A 17129-nucleotide genomic window follows, 5' to 3' on the forward strand; every position below is an offset into this window, starting at 1 on the left:
GGGGTCCGGCAGCAGGTCTTCGGGAATCCGGAGTCCCGTGTCAGTGCTTCAGGATGATTTTGAAGGAGATGATCAGCAGCCCCAGCACCAGGTTGACCGAGGCAGTGGCCACCACGAGACGCGGGGAAGCGCCCGAACGGTGTGCCGCGGCGACGGACCAGCCCACTTGTCCGGCCACGGCTGTCGAGAGCGACAGCCATACGGCTCCGGACACGCCCAGCCCGAGGACCGGGCTGACGGCCACCGCGACCGCGGGCGGCACGGCGGCCTCCACGATCGGCCACTCCTCGCGGCACACGTGCAGCACGGCGCGGCGGTCCGGGGTCCACTGCGCCAGACGTGCCCCGAACAACTGGGCGTGCACATGCGCGATCCAGAACACCACGCCGGTGAGCAGCAACAGCAGCACCAGTTCAAGACGCGGGAAGGAGCCCAGGGTGCCGGCGCCGATCACCACCGAGGCGGCGAGCACGGAGCCGTACACGCCGCCCGTGTAGTCGGCACGGGATCGCCGCCCGGCTCCCTCGGCCCGAGCGTCGGAGTGGTCGGTCCCGGACACGAGAGCCTCCCGGTGCGCAGCGCGTCGACCCGGCCGCTTCTGCCGGACACTCGGTGCCCGGCTGTCCCGGCCGGCCGGACCGGCCGGTGCGATCGCCGGGCCGGCAGCCCACCGGAGCCTGCGCCCTGCGCGAGCCCTCGGGCCTGTGCTTCGCCGGCCCGTACCCGCCCGTGTGCCTGACGTCCCGCACAGGCCCCGCATCGAGTACGTTCCCCGCTTCTCGGAAGAGTGGCAAGGCCCCGAGATGCCTGCGCCCTCGCGCCGGCCGTCCGCAGGTGCTTCCGGCCGTTGACGGGCCGGTCCTGGTGGGCGGCGATCCGCGCGGTGGAGGTGCGGGGACGGGCGTGTCCGATTCTTCCTACACATCGAGGACCGGGAGAAATGGGTGCCGTGGTCGATTCCGGCCGCCGGGGAGTCGGGAGACCGTGGAGGTGGGAGCCGACCAGGCTCGGTGGTCCTCGCAAGGAGGAGCCGCCATGAACCCCTGGAAGGAGGAGCCGCCATGCGTCTCGACGACCGGTTGCCGGAGCGCCCGAAGGAACAGAGCGGGCCCGGCGATCCGCGGTTCACCCGGGCGCCGGGTTCCCGCCGGCCCCACCGCCCCCGGAAGGACCGGCCAGGACCGGCCTGGCCGGTCCTGGCCGCGGCACTGGCGCTCCTGACCACGGGCATCGCGCTGCCCAGCGGGCTGCTCACGGCGGCGGGCCTGGTCATGGCGGGAATCGCCGGGCACCTGTTCGATCCTCCCCTCGGCAAGCCCTCGGCCGACTCCGCCCGCACGGCCTCCAGGCGCCTGCCCGTGTGCACCCGGTCCGCCCGGAGCCCACGGAAGGGTCGGCGTTCCCGCGGTTGAGGGCTCCGCAGCCCTCGACCGCGCGGTGATCGCTCCCCGCCCTCCTCGTCGCCCCTCGCCCTCCCCGTCGCTTCTTCGTCCCGGTCGGTACCGGGCCTCGGGTCGGGAACGCTGGAACAGTGGGGCTCCACTGGAACAGTGGGCTCCACTCACCTGCGTTCGCTACCTGCGTTCGTGCAGTGCGACGGCGAGGGGCGTGGCGGTGAACATGGAGGAGTACGTGCCCACGGCGAGGCCGATGAGCAGGGCGAGGGCGAAGTCGGTGAGGGTGTCGCCGCCGAGGACGGCCAGTGCGGTGAGGATGAAGGCGGCGCCCATGCCGGTGTTGACGGTGCGGGGCAGGGTCTGCAGCAGCGCCCGGTTGGCGAGGGACGCGAAAGGTGCCTTGTGTGCCGTGCGGCTGCCGCCGGTCAGTTCCCTGATGCGGTCGAAGACGACGACGGAGTCGTTGACCGAGTAGCCGATGACGGTCAGGAGAGCGGCCAGGAAAACGCCGTCCACGGGTTTGCCGAGCCAGGCGAAGACACCGATGAGGATGATGACGTCGTGGGCCAGGGCGGCGACCGCGGAGGCCCCGAACAGCCAGCGGAAGCGGGCCGCGAGGTAGATCAGCTGGGCGCCGAGGGCGACGGCGAGGGCGATGAGGGCGCCCTGGCGCAGCTCCTTGCCGAGGCTGGGCCCGATGGCCTCGTCGCGGAGCTTGTCCGCGTGGCCGGCCAGGTCGGTGATGGTGGTCGTGACGCTCGCCGCCTGCGCGTTCGTCAGCTGCCCGGTGCGTACGGCGAGGTGGGTCTCCCCGGAGGTCTGCACGACGGCCTCGGGGAAGCCGGCGTCGGTGAGGGCGGCGCGGACCCGGTCGGGGGCGACGGGGGCGGCGGTGTTGTACTCGACGAGGCGGCCGCCGGTGAATTCGACGCCGAAGTCCAGGCCGCGCAGGGCGATCCCGGAAGCGGCCAGGACGAGCACGGCGGCGGAGACGGCCAGCCACCTGCGGGGACGGCGCATCAGGTCGGGATTCCCGCGGGTGAGGCGGTCGCGGACGGTACCGGTGCGGGCGATGCCGGTCAGGTGCGGGCGGCGGCGCACCCGGGGACGCGTGGCCGCGTGGTCGGCGAGTACGCGGGTGACGACCAGGGCGCTGAACATGGAGGCGAGGACGCCGATGCCCAGGGTGACGCCGAAGCCGCGCACGGGTCCGGAGGCGAGGAGGAACAGCAGGCCGGCTGCGATGAGAGTGGTGATGTTGGAGTCGGCGATCGCGCTGAAGGCGCCGCGGAAACCTGCGGTCAGCGCCGAGCGCGGGCTGGGCCGCAGGCGGGAGGCGTACTCTTCGCGGGCGCGTTCGAAGACGAGCACGTTGGCGTCGACCGCCATGCCGATGGCCAGGACGAATCCGGCGAGTCCGGGCAAGGTGAGGGTGGCGCCGAGGGCGGCCAGGGCGGCGTAGGAGATGAGCCCGTAGCAGACCAGCGCCACGGCGGCCAGGACGCCCATGAGCCGGTAGACGACGATGATGAACAGCGCCGTCAGAGTGGTGCCGATGGCGGCGGCCCAGGCGCTCGCGGTGATGGCCTGCGCGCCCAGGGTGGCGCCGACGGTGCGCTGCTCGACGGTCTCGACCGGCACGGGCAGGGCTCCGCCGTTGACGAGCAGGGCCAGTTCCTTGGCCTCGGCGGCGCTGAAGGACCCGGTGACCTGTGTGGAGCCGCCGGTGATGCCCGTGCCGCAGTCGACCGACGGGTCGACCTCCGGAGAGGAAATGATCTTGTCGTCCAGGACGACGGCCACCCGGCGGGCCTCGTCCCGCACCGGATGGCAGGCGGCCTCGCCGGTCAGACGTGCCCATGCGGCACGGCCGGGGCCCTCGAAGCCGACGGTGACGAGCCAGCCGGCGCCGCCGTGCTGGTCGAACTCGGCACGGGCCTTGTCGACGTCCTTGCCGGTCAGCGCGGTTGGTCCGAGACGCAGGAGTTGCCCGGACTCGTCGGCGAGAACCTGCCGGTGGCCCTGACCGGGCAGCGGTCCGGCCGTGTCGTCCTCGTCGGCGGCGGTCCCGAGGACCCCGTGGAAGGTGAGCCGGGCGGTGCGGCCCAGGACGTCGGCGGCCTCGGCCGGGTCCTGGACGCCGGGCAGTTCGACGACGATCCGGTCGCTGCCGGACCGGGCGATGGTGGGTTCGGCGACACCGAGGGCGTCGATCCGGCCACGCAGCACCTCCACGGTGCGATCGGTGGCCTCGCTCTCGCTGACGGCGGTGGCGGTTCCGCTGTCGGCGTCGGTGTCGGTGGGACGGGTCTCCAGCACGATCCGGGTGCCACCGCGCAGATCGAGCCCGAGCTGGACAGGGACGGTGAGCGCGACGTACGAGGACAGGGCGACGGCGACGAGGGCGAGCAGCCCTCGGATGCGCAGGGCGCGGGTCAAAGGGGGCCTCCGGCAGGCACGCCGCGGCCAGGGCGACGGCCGCGGTCAAGGAGAAGGGGAAGGGTCTTCGGTGCCTGGGGGTGCGGGCGGGGCCCGCCGCTGCCGGCAGTTCACAGGGTGCGTGCGTGGTGGCGGGCACGCCGCCGGCCGTGCCGTGGGCGCGGACCGGAACAGATCACCGGTCGCACGGCACGGGGGCGGGGCCGTCGCCGGCGGAGAGGAACGCTCGCTGGGGGCGTCGCGCCGGCTCCGCACCACGACGCTGCGGCCTGCGGGACGTCCGTCGTCCGCGTGAGGACTGCTCCCGGCCTGCACGGCCTCGCACATCGACGCCCCGCCGTCGACCCGGCCGGGCGGCACGGCGGTGGTGTGCGTGAGCGGGCCGAGCAGTGCGGTGAGGACGGTGAACAGGACAGCGACCACCGCTGTCGGCTCGAGACCCGCGGCGCGGGGAACGGTGTGCCGTGAGCGTGCCACGCACCGTCCCCCTTTGCCTTCCTCTGTCTTCTTCGTGTCGGTGGTGGCTGTTGTCCCTCCTGCCGGTCACCGCGCGTCCCGGGCATGAGCGGCGGCCGTCGCGTTCGGCCGTCCGGTGCCCCAGCCTGCCCGTCCCGGTCCTTTCCGTCGATGGGAGCCGGCACCCATTTCCGCACGTCCGGCTGCCCATACCGTCGCGGTCCCAGGGGGACGCGGGGACGAGGGGGCGAGCGGCTACGGACAGGCCGGTTGGCGTAGGTTCCGGCGACCCGACGCCGTGTCGGATCGTGTTCGCCCCGTCGACGGCCTCGCACGGACGCAGGTGCGTCCTTCGTGGTACGTTCGGCGCCGCCGTGCACCACTGCGATCCGAGGAGGTGAGACCGATCAACGCTGTGACAGGTCGGGACTCCCTCCTCCGCATGGCCCGGGGAGTGCCCGCTGAAGGCATCCCGAAAGGCTTGAAACGCTGTGCGCTTCAACTCCGAGACGTCGTCCGACGGCGTCCGTGAACAGCTCTTCGCACTCGACGAGATCCCCGGTGCGCTGTGGACGCCGGTGGGCGTCACCGGTACCCGCCCCCTCATCCTGATGGGACACGGCGGCGGCCAGCACAAGAAGGCCCCCGGTGTCGCGGTCCGTGCGCGCCGCTTCGTGGCCGAGTGCGGTTTCGCGGTGGTGGCGGTGGACGTGCCCGGCCACGGCGACCGGCCGAAGGACGAGGAGTACGACCGGATCGCGACCGAGAACCGGGCTCGCGTCGAGGCCGGGGAGGAACCGGCTCCGCTGATCGCGGACTTCCAGGCGCTCGTGGCCCGTCGAACCGTCCCGGAGTGGCGGGCGGTCCTGGACGCCGTCCAGCGACTCGAGCACGTCGGCGCCGGCCCGGTGGGCTACTGGGGCGTGTCGTTGGGCTGCGGCCTCGGTGTTCCGTTCGTCGCCGCGGAACCCCGGGTCCGCGCGGCGGTACTGGGCCTGGGCGGGGTACTGGCATCGGCCGAGGCCGCCGCGCGGATCACCGTCCCGGTGGAGTTCCTGCTCCAGTGGGACGACGAGCGGGTGCCGCGGGCCCAGGGGCTGGCACTGTTCGACCTCTTGGCGTCGACGGAGAAGACCCTGCACGCCAATCCCGGCAAGCACGCGGAGATCCCGTCCTTCGAACTGGACAGCACGCTGCGGTTCTTCGCCCGGCACCTCGGCTGACACCGCCGCCCGCGCGCCGCGACGCGCCGGCCGGGACCCGTTCCCGGCCGGCGCGCTCGACGCACACGGCCGACGCGACCGGCAGGGGCCGGGTCCACGCCCTGACCGCGGGGGCTGGAGGACAAGCCGGAGGCGCGGGTCCGGCATCCCGGAGCGACGGTGCTCGAACCCGACGGAAGCGTCGCCGCTCGAACCCGACGGAAGCGTCGCCGCTCCGCTGGAACGAGCAGCGCACCACACACGCGGCACGGAGACACCGTGACCGACGTGACCGCCGTGGCTCCTGTGCCTTCCGTGGCCGCCGTGACGGCGCGCCCGCGGGCCGTCGGCCCCGGTCCGCTGCGGGCCGACCGCGCCCGCACCGGGCAGCGACAGACACGCCACCCCTCACACCCGCGTACGACGCGCGGCTCCACCCGTCCACGGCCCGGACGGAGCCGCGCACACCTCTTTCTCGTCACGCGTGCTCGTGTCCTTCCCGTACAACGGCACGTATGTGGCACGCGTGTGGCCGATTTCCTGGTTCAGTACGGCAAGTTCCTGGTTCGGCACGGGCGGACATGGCTGACACCTGCTTGACAGCCGATACTCCATCGACCAATCTCGTCACTGCTCTAAGTGGTTACGCATCGCGATTGCCCGCAGGTCCGTCGGGGCACCGAGGGAAGAGGGAGACGACCGGGATGATCAGCAGGCGAACACTCGGCCACGTGATGGCGGCGGCGGCCTCGGGAGCGCTTCCCCTCGCGGCAGCGCCGGCCTCGGCGACCGCCGGAAGGCCCGCCGCCCCGGTGGCGCACCGGGGAGCGGGGAAGCCGCCGGCAGGGGACCTCGGGCGCGTCCGACACGTCCGCACGGACACCCTGGACATCGCGTACCACGACGTCGGGCCGGCCGACGGCGCTCCGGTGATCCTGTTGCACGGCTGGCCCTTCGACCCCGTGGGTTCCTACGCGGAAGTGGTCCCCGAGCTGACCCGGCGCGGACACCGGTGCTACGTCCCCTATCTGCGCGGCCACGGCCGGACGCGGTTCCTGCGCGCAGACACGCTCCGGTCCGGGCAGCAGGGCGCGCTGGGGACGGATCTGAGGGACTTCATGGACGCGCTGGGTGTCGGCAAGGCCCTGTTCGCCGGTTACGACTGGGGCGGGAGGGCGGCCGACGTCGCCGCCGCGCTGTGGCCGCAGCGCTGCCTCGGACTCGTCTCCGTGAACAACTACCTGATCCAGGACATCGCGGCGGCCCAGCAGCCCCTGGCGCCCGCCCAGGAGAACGGGTACTGGTACTTCTTCTACTTCCTCACCGAGCGCGGCCGACTGGGCCTGGAGCGGAACCGGAAGGAACTCGCCCGGGTGGTCTGGCACCGCAACTCTCCGGAGTGGCAGTTCAGCGAGGCCGAACTCGACCGGGCGGCGACGCTGTGGACGAATCCGGACTACGTCGATGTAGTGATCCACAGCTACCGCCACCGCCTCGGTGCCGTACCGGGCGACCCGCGTTACGACGAGGTCGAGCGGCTGCTGGCGGAGCAACCGCCGATCACGGTCCCCACCGTCACGCTCGACGGCCGGGCCGACGGCGTCACTCCGGCGACCGACGGAACGTCCTCCGCCTCGCACTTCACCGGCCCTCGCGTGCACCATGTGGTGCCGGGCGCCGGGCACAACGTCCCCCAGGAGAAACCGCGGGCTTTCGCATCGGCGGTCCTGGAGGCCGCCGCCCTGCGGTGACAAGGCCGAGCGGACGGCCGCGAGGCGGGGCCGGGCCGCGCCCGTGCGGGGCGACGGCGCCGGTGCCTCGCGGCCGGTCGGGTGTCAGACCTCCGAGCGCTTCGGCAGCCGCCAGCCGGGGCGCGGGAAGTGACAGGTGTAGCCGTTGGGGTAGCGCTGAAGGTAGTCCTGGTGCTCGGGCTCCGCCTCCCAGAACGGACCGGCCGGCGTGACCTCGGTGACCACCGGCCCGGGCCACAGCCCCGACGCCTCGACGTCGGCGATGGTGTCCTCGGCCACGCGCCGCTGCTCGTCGTCCAGGTAGAAGATGGCGGAGCGGTAGCTGTCGCCCACGTCGTTGCCCTGCCGGTCCTTCGTGGTCGGGTCGTGGATCTGGAAGAAGAACTCCAGGACGGAGCGGTAGTCGGTCACGGACGCGTCGAAGACGATCTCGATCGACTCGGCGTGCCCCTCATGGTGGCGGTACGTCGGGTTCTCGACGTCGCCGCCGCTGTAACCGACCCGCGTCGTCAGGACACCCGGCTGCTTCCGGATCAGCTCCTGCATGCCCCAGAAACAGCCGCCCGCCAGTACGGCCCTCTCCTCTTTACCGGCCATCGCGTCCTCATCCCCTTCTCTCGTCGCATCGCTCGCCCAACGGTCTCACACCGCCCGACCACGACAGTCACCAGTCAATCCGGTGATGTTAACGGGGAGGACGCGTCGGATGTTCCCGCGGCTCCGCCGACGCGTCCGGGGGTCAGCGGTCCGCCCCGCGCGTGTCCCCGAGAACGGCCCTCGCGCGCAGACCGTGGACACCGACGTCGGCTCCGCCCTCAGGACGACGGAACACCCAGCTCAAAGGGTGACGCTCCGGGGCCGCGGACGGGAGCCACGGCCGCACCGGACCGATCACCTCACTCCTTGCTCAGCACGGCAGCCATGGTGTGTGCGCCGACATGACGAGGCAGTGTCACTTCTCCGGCGGACCCTGATGTGTGCCTCCGGACGTGTGTCCGCCCCCCACCCGCGACGGCGTACCTCACGGGTCCCGTCGCCGGACGCGGTCCGCGAAGAGACCCGACCGCGGCGGCCGTACGGGCGTGGACGGTACGAGCGGGAGCCGACCTGCGGAACGGCCGCGGTGACGGCGGGCGGTGCCTTGGTGCGCGCCCCGACCAAGGGTCGAGGGCGACGCCGTGCGCGCGGGCGGCGCCGCGACCGCCGCCTCCCCAGGCGGTACGGCGACAGCCGCCTCTCCCGGACAGTGGTGCGCGATCGGTCAGCGGCCGGGTGCGCGTTCGGTGATCTCCTGCAGGAACCACTCGTTGCCGTCGGGGTCGGCGAACGAGGCGAAGGTGCCGTAGCTGGGGCGGTTCGGGGCGATGCCGGGTATCCGCTGGGTGGCGCCGGCGTGGTGGAAGGCTCCGGTGGCGTCGTGGAACGGGCCGTCGACGTCGACGCCGCGGCCGGTCAGCTCCTCGACCGCCTGCTCGATGTCGGTGACTATCAGGTGCAGGCCCTGCGCCGATCCCACCGGTGCGGCGGTCAGGCCCTCGCCGAAGATGATCGAGCAGGCCGACCCGGGTGGTGTCACCTGGACGATCCGGTAGCCGTCGTGGATCGGGAAGTCCGCGTCGAGGCGGAAACCGAGCGTGTCGGCGTAGAAGTCCTTGGCCTTGTCGACGTCCGAGACGGGGAGGACGACGACTTCGAGCTTCAGGTCCATGGCAGTTGCTCTCGCCTTCGGGAAGTGGTGGTCGGGAGGGGTCAGCGGGTGGCGCGCGCCGCGTCCTCGATGACGCGGGCGACGACGTCGGGGTGCGAGACGGCGACGGAGTGGGAGGCGGCGACCTCGGTCACGCGGGCACGGGCCCGCTCGGCCATGAAGCGCTGCACCGCGGCCGGGATGTTCAGGTCCTCGGTGGTCACGACGTCCCAGCTGGGGATGGTCTTCCAGGCGGCCACGGTGGCCTTCTCCTCCAGCGCCGCCTGGGCCACGGGCCGCTGGCCGGCGGCGGCGAGGGCGGCCTGGTTGCGGGGGACGTCCCCGGCGAACTGGTGGTGGAACTTGTCCTGCCGGATGTAGAGGTCGGTGCTCCTGGTGCCGTCGCGGTGGGTGACGGTGACCGGTTCGAGGGCGCCGGCGAGCGTGGAGCCGGGGTACTTGCCGGTCAGCCCGAGCGCGCTCTCTCCGGGGGCGGGCAGGAACGCCGCCACGTAGACGAGGGCCTTGACCTGCGGGTCGTGCGCGGCGGCCTCGCTGATCACGAAACCGCCGTAGGAGTGGCCGACGAGGATCTTCGGCCCCTCGACGTGGTCGAGGACGCTGCGCAGGGCCGTGGCGTCGTTGCGGATACCGCGCAGGGGGTTGGCCGCCGCGACGACGGGGTAGCCGTCGGCCCGCAGCCGTTCGATCACACCGTTCCAGCTGGAGGTCTCGGCGAACGCGCCGTGCTCCAGCACGACGGTCGGTTTGGTCCCGTGCCGGTCCGGCGAAGCGGTGGCATCGCCTCCGGCGCTGGCCACCGGGGTGGACGCGCCGAACGCCGCGCCGGCCGCGAGGACCATCGCCGCACCGGTCAGTACCCGCCGCTTGCCGGTGACCTTGTTGTTGAACATGTCATTCCCTCTCCGAAGTTCTCCGAAGTGCGTGCGAAAGCGCAGTGAAGTGCGTGCGAAAGCGCAGTGCGTGAGAAAGCGCAGGAGCGAAGTGCGCGTGAGGTGCGTGAGTGCCGTTCTGTGTCGTCGACGACCTCCTGTGCCGTCGGCAACGTCCTGTGCCGTCGACGACGCCCTGTGCCGTCGACGACGCCCTGTGCCGTCGACGACGCCCTGTGCCGTCACCGTCGCCGAGGGCGCGCCGGTCCGCGCGAAGCGCCGGGCGGACCACCCTTCTTCGCGTCACCCCTTCAAGCGGTGATCAATCTGTCGGACCATCATGTCACCTGTCAAGCCAGTGACGCTACACACATTGAAGCCACTCCCCTTACCGCCACCCGCGCCGCCCGCCGTCCATATCCACCCCTTGACGGACGGTCACGACGGCCTCCCGCCGCCCGGAACACGCACCTCGTCGAGGACCTTCACGGCCACCCGTCACCCGATGCGCGACCACCCCGCGACCGGTGCACCCCCAGGCCATTTCAAGAGCGGTGAGGGCCGGAGAGCGGACCCTGCCACCGGAAGCCCACCGGCCACGGAGGAGCGCCCTGTTCGACTCGTAACCATCTTGACCGGTGACGCGCGAGTGTGCCAGAGTCCTCGCACGCCGCCTCCGCGGCGACACATACGTACGGGACCTGCCCGCCTCTCCGCACCGCGCAGAGAGGCACCCGAGAACGCGACGGAGGGTTTCACATGATCAACAGGCGTACCTTCAACAAGGCGATGGGCCTGGGCACGGGAGCGGCCGCCGTCTCACTGACCGGCCTGCAGGGTGTGTCGAGCGCCTCCGCCGTTCCGTCGGGCCACGGCGGCGGCAGGGCTCCCGCCGTGCCCGCGACCACTCCGGGCACGCACACGTCCTTCCCCACGCTGAAACAGGTCAAGGCCGGTCTGCTGAACGTCGGCTACGCCGAACTGGGCCCCGCCCATGGGCCCGTGGTCATCTGTCTGCACGGCTGGCCCTACGACATCCACAGCTACGTCGACGTCGCTCCCCTGCTGGCGGACCAGGGCTACCGCGTGATCGTCCCGTACCTCCGCGGCCACGGCACCACGCGCTTCCTGTCCTCCCGGACGTTCCGCAACGCCCAGCAGTCGGTGATCGCTCTGGACGTCATCGCGCTGATGGACGCTCTCAAGATCCAAAAGGCCGTGGTCGCCGGCTTCGACTGGGGCTCCCGCACGGGCGACATCCTCGCCGCCCTGTGGCCCGAGCGCGTCAAGGCCCTGGTGTCGGTGAGCGGCTACCTCATCACCGACCGCAGGGCCCAGGCGGAGCCGATCGCGCCGGCCGCCGAGCACACCTGGTGGTACCAGTACTACTTCGCCACCGAGCGCGGCAGGAAGGCCATGGAGGACAAGACGCTCCGCCACGATCTGACCCGGCTCGTCTGGGACCTCGTCTCCCCGGGCTGGAACGTCGACGACGCCACCTTCGAGCGCACCGCGGCGGCCTTCGAGAACCCCGACTACGCCGCGATCGTCATCCACAACTACCGCTGGCGGCTGGGCCTGGCCGAGGGCGAGCGCCGCTACGACCGCTACGAGAACGAGCTCGCCACGGGCCCGGTCGTCACGGTGCCCACCATCACCGTCGATCCCGAGCTGGACCCGTTCACGGCACCCGGAGACGGATCGTCCTACCGCGACAAGTTCACCGGGAAGTACGAGCACCGCACGGTGCGCGTCGGGCACAACCTGCCCCAGGAGGCGCCGACGGAGTTCGCCCAGGCGGTCGTCGACGTGGACCACTTCTGACGGAGCCGTCGGCCCCCGCTCCCCCACGGGACGACGTACCAGGACCCGCGGGACGGCCGTTCGTCCTCCGGCGGCGCCGCGGAAGCGACCGCTCCCCGTCGCACCCGCGCCGTCGGCGGCCACACGGTGGCACGGCCGACCACACGATGGCGCGGCCGACCACACGGTGGCACTGCGTCGGCGTACCGCCTGCTGCTATGGTGGGACGGACGTAGTTCTCGGACCAGGGAGTAGCGGCAGACGTGGTGGGTGACGACGACATCTCCGGGTGAGATGCGGGTCCGGAGGCCACCGGCCGGTGCGCGGAGCACCGCCGAGGTGGCCGGCCGGGCGTACCCACGTTCCGTCCGTCTCCCGGGGTAGAGGTGTCTCCTCCCCCGTGATCCTTGGGGTACTTCCATGTCCGACGCGTCCATCGTCTGCTCGAACCTGTCCTTCGGCTGGCCCGACGACACCGCGGTCTTCCACGACCTGTCCTTCACCGTCCATCCCGGCCGTACCGGCCTCGTGGCTCCGAACGGCTCCGGCAAGAGCACCCTGCTCAAGCTGATCGCCGGTGAGCTGGAGCCCGGCGGGGGGTCCGTCTCCGTCGGCGGCACACTCGGCTACCTCCCCCAGTCCCTCCCCCTGGTCTCACACCTCACGGTCGCCGAGGTCCTCGGTGTCGCCGAGGTGATCCGCGCCCTGGACGCCGTCGAGTCCGGTGACGTGAGCGAGGAGCACTTCACGACCATCGGCGACGACTGGGACGTCGAGGAACGCACCCGCGCCCAGCTCGACCGCCTCGGCCTGGCGGACCTCGCCCTCGACCGGAGTCTGCGTACGCTCAGCGGCGGTCAGATCGTCTCCCTCGGACTGGCGGCCCAGTTGCTGAAGCGGCCGGACGTGCTGCTGCTCGACGAGCCCACCAACAACCTCGACCGGGAGGCCCGCCACCGGCTGTACGACGTGCTGGACGGCTTCACCGGCTGCCTGCTGCTGGTCAGCCACGACCGCCTCCTGCTCGACCGCATGGACCGCATCGCCGAGCTGGGCGACGACGAACTGCGCCTGTACGGCGGCAACTTCACCGAGTACGAGGAGGCCGTGCGCGCCGAGCAGGAGATCGCGGAGAAGAACGTCCGCAACGCCGAGCAGGAGCTGAAGCGGGAGAAGCGCGAGCTGCAGCAGGCCCGCGAGCGCGCCGAGCGCCGCGCGAGCAACGCCGCCCGCAACCTCAAGAACGCCGGTCTGCCCCGCATCTTCGCCGGCAACATGAAGCGCGGCGCCCAGGAATCCGCAGGCCGGGCGGGTCAGATGCACACGTCCAGGGTCAGCGAGGCGAAGGCCCGGCTCGACGAGGCGGGGCGTGCGCTGCGCGACGAGCAGCGCCTCGTCCTGGACCTGCCCGACACCCGGGTGCCCGCCGGGCGCAACCTCTTCATCGGCGACGGCATGCAGGTCCGGCACGAGGGCAGGGCGGTCTTCGCCGGGCAGGGCGTCGACCTGACCGTCCGCGGGCCCGAGCGCATCGCGCTCACCGGTCCCAACGGTGCGGGCAAGACCACACTGCTGCGTCTGATCACGGGCGACCTCCTCCCGGAGGAGGGGGAGGTCAAGCGGGCCGACGGGCGCATCGCCCACCTGTCCCAGCGACTGGACCTGCTGGACGTGGACCGCACCGTGGCCGAGAACTTCGCAGCGTTCGCCCCGGAGCGGCCCGAGGCCGAGCGGATGAACCTGCTCGCCCGCTTCCTCTTCCGCGGCGCCCGGGCACACCTCCCCGTCGGTGTGCTCTCCGGCGGCGAACGGCTGCGCGCCACCCTGGCCTGCGTCCTGTGCGCGGAGCCGGCTCCCCAGCTGCTGCTCCTGGACGAGCCGACGAACAACCTCGACCTGGTCAGCGTCGGCCAGCTGGAGAGCGCGCTCAACTCCTACCAGGGCGCCTTCGTCGTCGTCAGCCACGACGAACGGTTCCTCGCCGAGGTCGGGGTGGACCGGTGGCTGCGCCTGGCCGACGGCACGCTGGAGGAGACGGGGGCCCCCGCGCTGTAGGGCACTGACCCGTCAGGGGGCGTCCCACGCCTGCCGTGCGGCGCCCCCTCGGTCCTCGGCACGGCGCGCAGCTTGCGCAGCACGTCGCTCGCGCAGCACGTCGTGCCGACGGCCGGGCCGGTGCCGACCATGAGCGAGCGTGGTGCACATGGCACAGGTGTGTCACTCGGTCCGCTGTCGACGGCACGGACGCGTACGGTGTGGAGGGCGTGTTCCCGTCGGAGACGGTCGTACGTGCGGTCACGTGTTCTCCGCGCGGCATCTGCGACCGCTGCCGCTGCCCGGGCACGACCAGCCGAAGCGGGACGTCGCGATCCGGCAGGGGCGACACTTGTCCGCCTGGCAGGCGCAACACTTGTCCGTCCGAGAGGCGCACCACCCGTCCGCACGGTCGTTTCGACATGGGTAGCATGCGCAGCGTCATCCATTACTAAGGAGTGAGCGGTTGTGACCAGCCGATCAGCCGACACGCTCCGGTCGCGGTACGTCGCACAAGCCGCGTCGGATCTGGAGGACAACCGTCGCCGCCAGCGGGAACTGGCCGAGAAGATGAAGATGTTGGAGCAGGAAGAGGCGCTCCTGGTCGACATCCTGAACCTGGCCGAGCGGTACGAGGGCTCGTCGGCCCCGCCCGAGCAGGCCCGGGAGGAGCCCGCGGCCGCACGGGCCGAGGAGCGGTCGCGCCCCGCCTCCGGCCGCACACCGGCGCGGGGCGAGACACGGACCGGTACGCCGGCCGGGAAGTCCGCCGCGAAGGGGAAGTCGCGGCAGCCCCTGCTCGGAGACCTCCTGCTGCGGCTGCTCGGCGGCCACTCCGAGCCGCGGTCCGCCAAGGAACTGCGGGACGAGCTGCTGAAGAAGCACCCGGACCGCAGCCCCACCCCGCAGGTCGTGCGGAACACCCTGGAGTCGCTCGTGGCCAAGGGGCGCATCCGGCGTCACAAGCGGGAGCGGTCCGTGATGTACACCCTGGCCGAGTCCGGCGGGCCTACGGCCGCGGAGTCCGGCTCACCGGCCGACGCGGGCTGACGCCCCGCCACCGGGGCGGCCCGGCCGACACGTACGGCGCGCATGACACGCCCTGCCGTTAGGCGGGAAGGCGTGGAAGCCGCATGGCGGGGCGAACAGCGACCTTGCGTGATGACGACGCCCGGGCCGATCCGTGACCGGTCAGGACGGTGGCATGCGACTCGGGCGACGAAGTGGTTGCATTCCCCCGAGTCACTGGTCAGTATGGTTACGTGAATCATGCATTTCCCTGTGGGACGCTCCCTCTCGACTTCGTCGGCACACTGCGTGCGCGACGCAACGCGGAGCCGATGGAGAAGCTCGCCACCCCCGAACTGCTCGACGACTGGTTCGTGGAGTCCGGGATGCTCGACCTGGCGCCGGGCGCCGACGAGGCCGACCTCGCCATCGCCGTGGAACTGCGTGAGGCGGTCTACTCACTGGTCGCGGCCCGCATCGACGGCCGGCCGCTGCCCTCGGACGCGGTCACCGAGGTGAACCTGCACGCGTCGGGTCTGCCCGTGACGCTGAGACTCGGCCCCGACGGCACGACCCGTACGGGCTCCGTCACCCAGGGCCTCGCGGCGCTCGCCCGCGAGACGGTCGAGATCCTCGGCGGCCCCGAGGGCGCGCTGTTGCGCGAGTGCGCACGCCCCGAGTGCACGCAGGTCTACCTCGACCGCTCACGTGGCCACCGTCGGGAGTGGTGCGCCATGCGGACCTGCGGCAACCGGGTCAAGGCCGCCGCCTACCGGGCGCGCCAGAGCAGCGCCAGGAGTTGACCGCGCACAAGCCTCACGACGGGCGAACAGCCGACTGCCGGCTGCCCGTCCACCGGCTGCCGGCCGGTGCGAGGGGCAGCGGGCTGCGCCGCTGCCCCCGGCGTCAGAGCCCCAGGTCGAGGGCGAGGCAGGAGAAGTACTTCCAGGAGCCCTCGGGGTGATAGGGGTCGGCGGTCCCGCCCTTCGGCGCGACCTCCCTCTCCTCCACCATGTCCTCGTAGCGGATGCGCTCGGGCAGCTTGCCGAAGCGTGCGTGGCGAGCGGTGGCAGCGTCGTCCACCACGTGTCCGGTGTCCATGACCGACCTCCGATCCGGCGACGGCGAAGTGTGCCGTGCCGCTTGACACCCTCCAGCATGCATCCATGAAAGTAACCAGTCAAGGTGGTTACGCGCAGGGCGAGTTCGCCTGTCGGCGCCCGGAGCCGGTGCGGGCGGCTCGGCGCGCACGTCGGTCAAGACGCACACGATCCGGCGCCGGACCCGGCGAGACACTCTTCCCGGCTTCCCGACAGCGCGTACCAGCGGACGACCGCCTACCGCGGCTTGGTCGCGATCTGGATCAGGTTGCCGCAGGTGTCGTCGAAGACCGCGGTGGTGACGGGGCCCGTCTCCAGGGGTTCCTGAGTGAAGCGGACACCCAGACCGTGCAGGCGCCGGTACTCCGCCCGCACGTCGTCGACGGCGAACTGGGCGAGCGGGATGCCGTCCTCGACGAGCGTGTCGCGGTAGGTCCTGGCGGCCGGGTGGCCGACGGGTTCGAGGAGGAGTTCGGTGCCGTCGGGCTCGTCGGGCGAGACGACGGTCAGCCACCGGTCCTTCTCCCCCACCGGGACGTCGTGCTTCTTCACGAAACCGAGGACCTCCGTGTAGAAGTGCTCGGCCTTGGCCTGGTCGTCGACGAAGATGCTGGTCAGATGGATCTTCACGGGGCACTCTCCTGGGGTCCGGACGTGTCGGGCACGAGCCACCGCTCGACGATCTGCCGCAGCGGGGCCGCGTTGAGGTCGTGGAACTTGTAGCGGCCCTCCCGCCTGGTCTCGACGAGCCCGGCGGCCTCCAGCACGGCGAGGTGCTGCGAGACCGCTTGGCGCGAGATGCCGAGCCGGTGCTTCATGCTCAGCCGGGAGCAGATTTCGAACAGTGTCTGTCCGGATTTCTCCGTGAGCTCGTCGAGGATGGTGCGACGGGTGGGGTCGGCCAAGGCTTTGAAAAGGTCATCGGCCACCACCACACAATAGGCAAGCACTCACTTGCCTATCAAGCCCACGGTGCGCCATGTCCCGATCCTGCTCACCGTCCGGTCCCCGTACCCGAGCGCACTCGACCACCGGACGAGGCGGGCAGGCAGAGGTACGCCACGAACGAACCCTCCTGGACCCGTGCCGGCGTGCCGGGCGCGCGCCGGATCAGGTGAGGGTGGTGAGGACGAGGGCGGTGGCCACGGCCAGGGCCGAGACAGGGAGCATGACGACGCGCAGCCGGTCCATCCAGGACTCGGCGTCTTCGGTGGTCGAGGCGTCCGGAACCGGGGTGGATTCCCGGTTGTTTCTGGTGCTGTTCACAGTGGGCGCCTGTCCCGGTCTGCCTGCATGTATCCGACGGTCACCGATATGAGGTTGTTTCGCGATGCTTTCGTGATCCGCCGGTCGCGCAGC

16 protein-coding genes are annotated in these 17129 nt (G+C 71.7%); 7 read left to right on the forward strand and 9 right to left on the reverse strand.

The window, feature by feature from the left end:
• Positions 1-40 precede the first annotated feature (40 nt).
• Complete coding sequence (locus IE271_RS10145) at positions 41-559, reverse strand: hypothetical protein (protein WP_190189893.1); 519 nt, start codon at positions 557-559, stop codon at positions 41-43.
• Positions 560-1061: 502 nt separating this feature from the next.
• Here IE271_RS10145 and IE271_RS10150 point away from each other — a divergent pair.
• A complete protein-coding gene (locus IE271_RS10150) occupies positions 1062-1412 on the forward strand; it encodes a hypothetical protein (RefSeq protein WP_190189894.1) in 351 nt (116 codons plus the stop codon).
• A 162-nt stretch (positions 1413-1574) separates the two neighbouring features.
• On the opposite strand, the gene secD is transcribed toward IE271_RS10150, so the two are convergent.
• Positions 1575-3836: a protein translocase subunit SecD gene (gene secD / locus IE271_RS10155; RefSeq protein ID WP_190189895.1), complete on the reverse strand. Its 2262-nt coding sequence runs from the start codon at positions 3834-3836 to the stop codon at positions 1575-1577.
• A 947-nt stretch (positions 3837-4783) separates the two neighbouring features.
• On the opposite strand from secD, the gene IE271_RS10160 reads away from it, so the two are divergent.
• Positions 4784-5515, forward strand: a complete 732-nt coding sequence (locus tag IE271_RS10160; RefSeq protein ID WP_190189896.1) for a dienelactone hydrolase family protein — start codon at positions 4784-4786, stop codon at positions 5513-5515.
• Between the two features lie 683 nt (positions 5516-6198).
• Positions 6199-7245 carry an alpha/beta fold hydrolase gene (locus IE271_RS10165; protein WP_190189897.1) on the forward strand — a complete coding sequence of 349 codons (1047 nt, stop codon included), beginning with the start codon at positions 6199-6201 and terminating at the stop codon, positions 7243-7245.
• Between the two features lie 84 nt (positions 7246-7329).
• Here IE271_RS10165 and msrA read toward each other — a convergent pair whose 3' ends face one another.
• From msrA to IE271_RS10180, 3 genes are all read right to left on the reverse strand, one after another.
• Positions 7330-7842 carry a peptide-methionine (S)-S-oxide reductase MsrA gene (gene msrA, locus IE271_RS10170; protein WP_190189898.1) on the reverse strand — a complete coding sequence of 171 codons (513 nt, stop codon included), beginning with the start codon at positions 7840-7842 and terminating at the stop codon, positions 7330-7332.
• 664 nt (positions 7843-8506) lie between these two features.
• The gene (locus tag IE271_RS10175; protein ID WP_190189899.1) at positions 8507-8953 is read right to left on the reverse strand and encodes a VOC family protein; all 447 of its coding nucleotides are present in this window, start codon (positions 8951-8953) and stop codon (positions 8507-8509) included.
• Positions 8954-8994: 41 nt separating this feature from the next.
• Positions 8995-9846 (reverse strand): alpha/beta fold hydrolase, encoded by an 852-nt coding sequence (locus tag IE271_RS10180; protein WP_190189900.1) that lies wholly within the window; start codon positions 9844-9846, stop codon positions 8995-8997.
• 738 nt (positions 9847-10584) lie between these two features.
• Between IE271_RS10180 and IE271_RS10185 the strand changes: the two genes are divergently transcribed.
• From IE271_RS10185 to IE271_RS10200, 4 genes are all read left to right on the forward strand, one after another.
• Positions 10585-11649, forward strand: coding sequence for an alpha/beta fold hydrolase (locus IE271_RS10185; protein ID WP_190189901.1), 1065 nt, complete (start codon positions 10585-10587; stop codon positions 11647-11649).
• Positions 11650-12048: 399 nt separating this feature from the next.
• Positions 12049-13683: a ribosomal protection-like ABC-F family protein gene (abc-f, locus tag IE271_RS10190; protein ID WP_190189902.1), complete on the forward strand. Its 1635-nt coding sequence runs from the start codon at positions 12049-12051 to the stop codon at positions 13681-13683.
• 447 nt (positions 13684-14130) lie between these two features.
• Positions 14131-14712: a hypothetical protein gene (locus tag IE271_RS10195; RefSeq protein ID WP_190189903.1), complete on the forward strand. Its 582-nt coding sequence runs from the start codon at positions 14131-14133 to the stop codon at positions 14710-14712.
• A 212-nt stretch (positions 14713-14924) separates the two neighbouring features.
• Positions 14925-15473: a CGNR zinc finger domain-containing protein gene (locus IE271_RS10200; protein WP_190189904.1), complete on the forward strand. Its 549-nt coding sequence runs from the start codon at positions 14925-14927 to the stop codon at positions 15471-15473.
• Between the two features lie 103 nt (positions 15474-15576).
• Here IE271_RS10200 and IE271_RS10205 read toward each other — a convergent pair whose 3' ends face one another.
• The 4 genes from IE271_RS10205 to IE271_RS10220 form a co-directional block, all read right to left on the reverse strand.
• Positions 15577-15771, reverse strand: coding sequence for a hypothetical protein (locus tag IE271_RS10205; RefSeq protein WP_190189905.1), 195 nt, complete (start codon positions 15769-15771; stop codon positions 15577-15579).
• A gap of 236 nt (positions 15772-16007) precedes the next feature.
• Positions 16008-16400, reverse strand: a complete 393-nt coding sequence (locus IE271_RS10210) for a VOC family protein (protein WP_190189906.1) — start codon at positions 16398-16400, stop codon at positions 16008-16010.
• Positions 16397-16699: an ArsR/SmtB family transcription factor gene (locus IE271_RS10215; RefSeq protein WP_190189907.1), complete on the reverse strand. Its 303-nt coding sequence runs from the start codon at positions 16697-16699 to the stop codon at positions 16397-16399. Before IE271_RS10215 ends, IE271_RS10210 begins: the two co-directional genes overlap by 4 nt.
• 181 nt (positions 16700-16880) lie before the next feature.
• A complete protein-coding gene (locus IE271_RS10220) occupies positions 16881-17036 on the reverse strand; it encodes a hypothetical protein (RefSeq protein WP_190189908.1) in 156 nt (51 codons plus the stop codon).
• Positions 17037-17129: the final 93 nt, after the last annotated feature.

This window comes from Streptomyces minutiscleroticus (assembly GCF_014650875.1).
GTDB lineage: Bacteria > Actinomycetota > Actinomycetes > Streptomycetales > Streptomycetaceae > Streptomyces > Streptomyces minutiscleroticus.

Bases quoted from the DNA above. Each gene is read 5' to 3' on its own strand.
- IE271_RS10205 (WP_190189905.1), bottom strand. From the start codon at position 15,771: ATGGACACCGGACACGTGGTGGACGACGCTGCCACCGCTCGCCACGCA.
- abc-f (WP_190189902.1), top strand. From the start codon at position 12,049: ATGTCCGACGCGTCCATCGTCTGCTCGAACCTGTCCTTCGGCTGGCCC.
- msrA (WP_190189898.1), bottom strand. From the start codon at position 7,842: ATGGCCGGTAAAGAGGAGAGGGCCGTACTGGCGGGCGGCTGTTTCTGG.
- IE271_RS10150 (WP_190189894.1), top strand. From the start codon at position 1,062: ATGCGTCTCGACGACCGGTTGCCGGAGCGCCCGAAGGAACAGAGCGGG.
- IE271_RS10180 (WP_190189900.1), bottom strand. From the start codon at position 9,846: ATGTTCAACAACAAGGTCACCGGCAAGCGGCGGGTACTGACCGGTGCG.
- IE271_RS10165 (WP_190189897.1), top strand. From the start codon at position 6,199: ATGATCAGCAGGCGAACACTCGGCCACGTGATGGCGGCGGCGGCCTCG.
- IE271_RS10175 (WP_190189899.1), bottom strand. From the start codon at position 8,953: ATGGACCTGAAGCTCGAAGTCGTCGTCCTCCCCGTCTCGGACGTCGAC.
- IE271_RS10185 (WP_190189901.1), top strand. From the start codon at position 10,585: ATGATCAACAGGCGTACCTTCAACAAGGCGATGGGCCTGGGCACGGGA.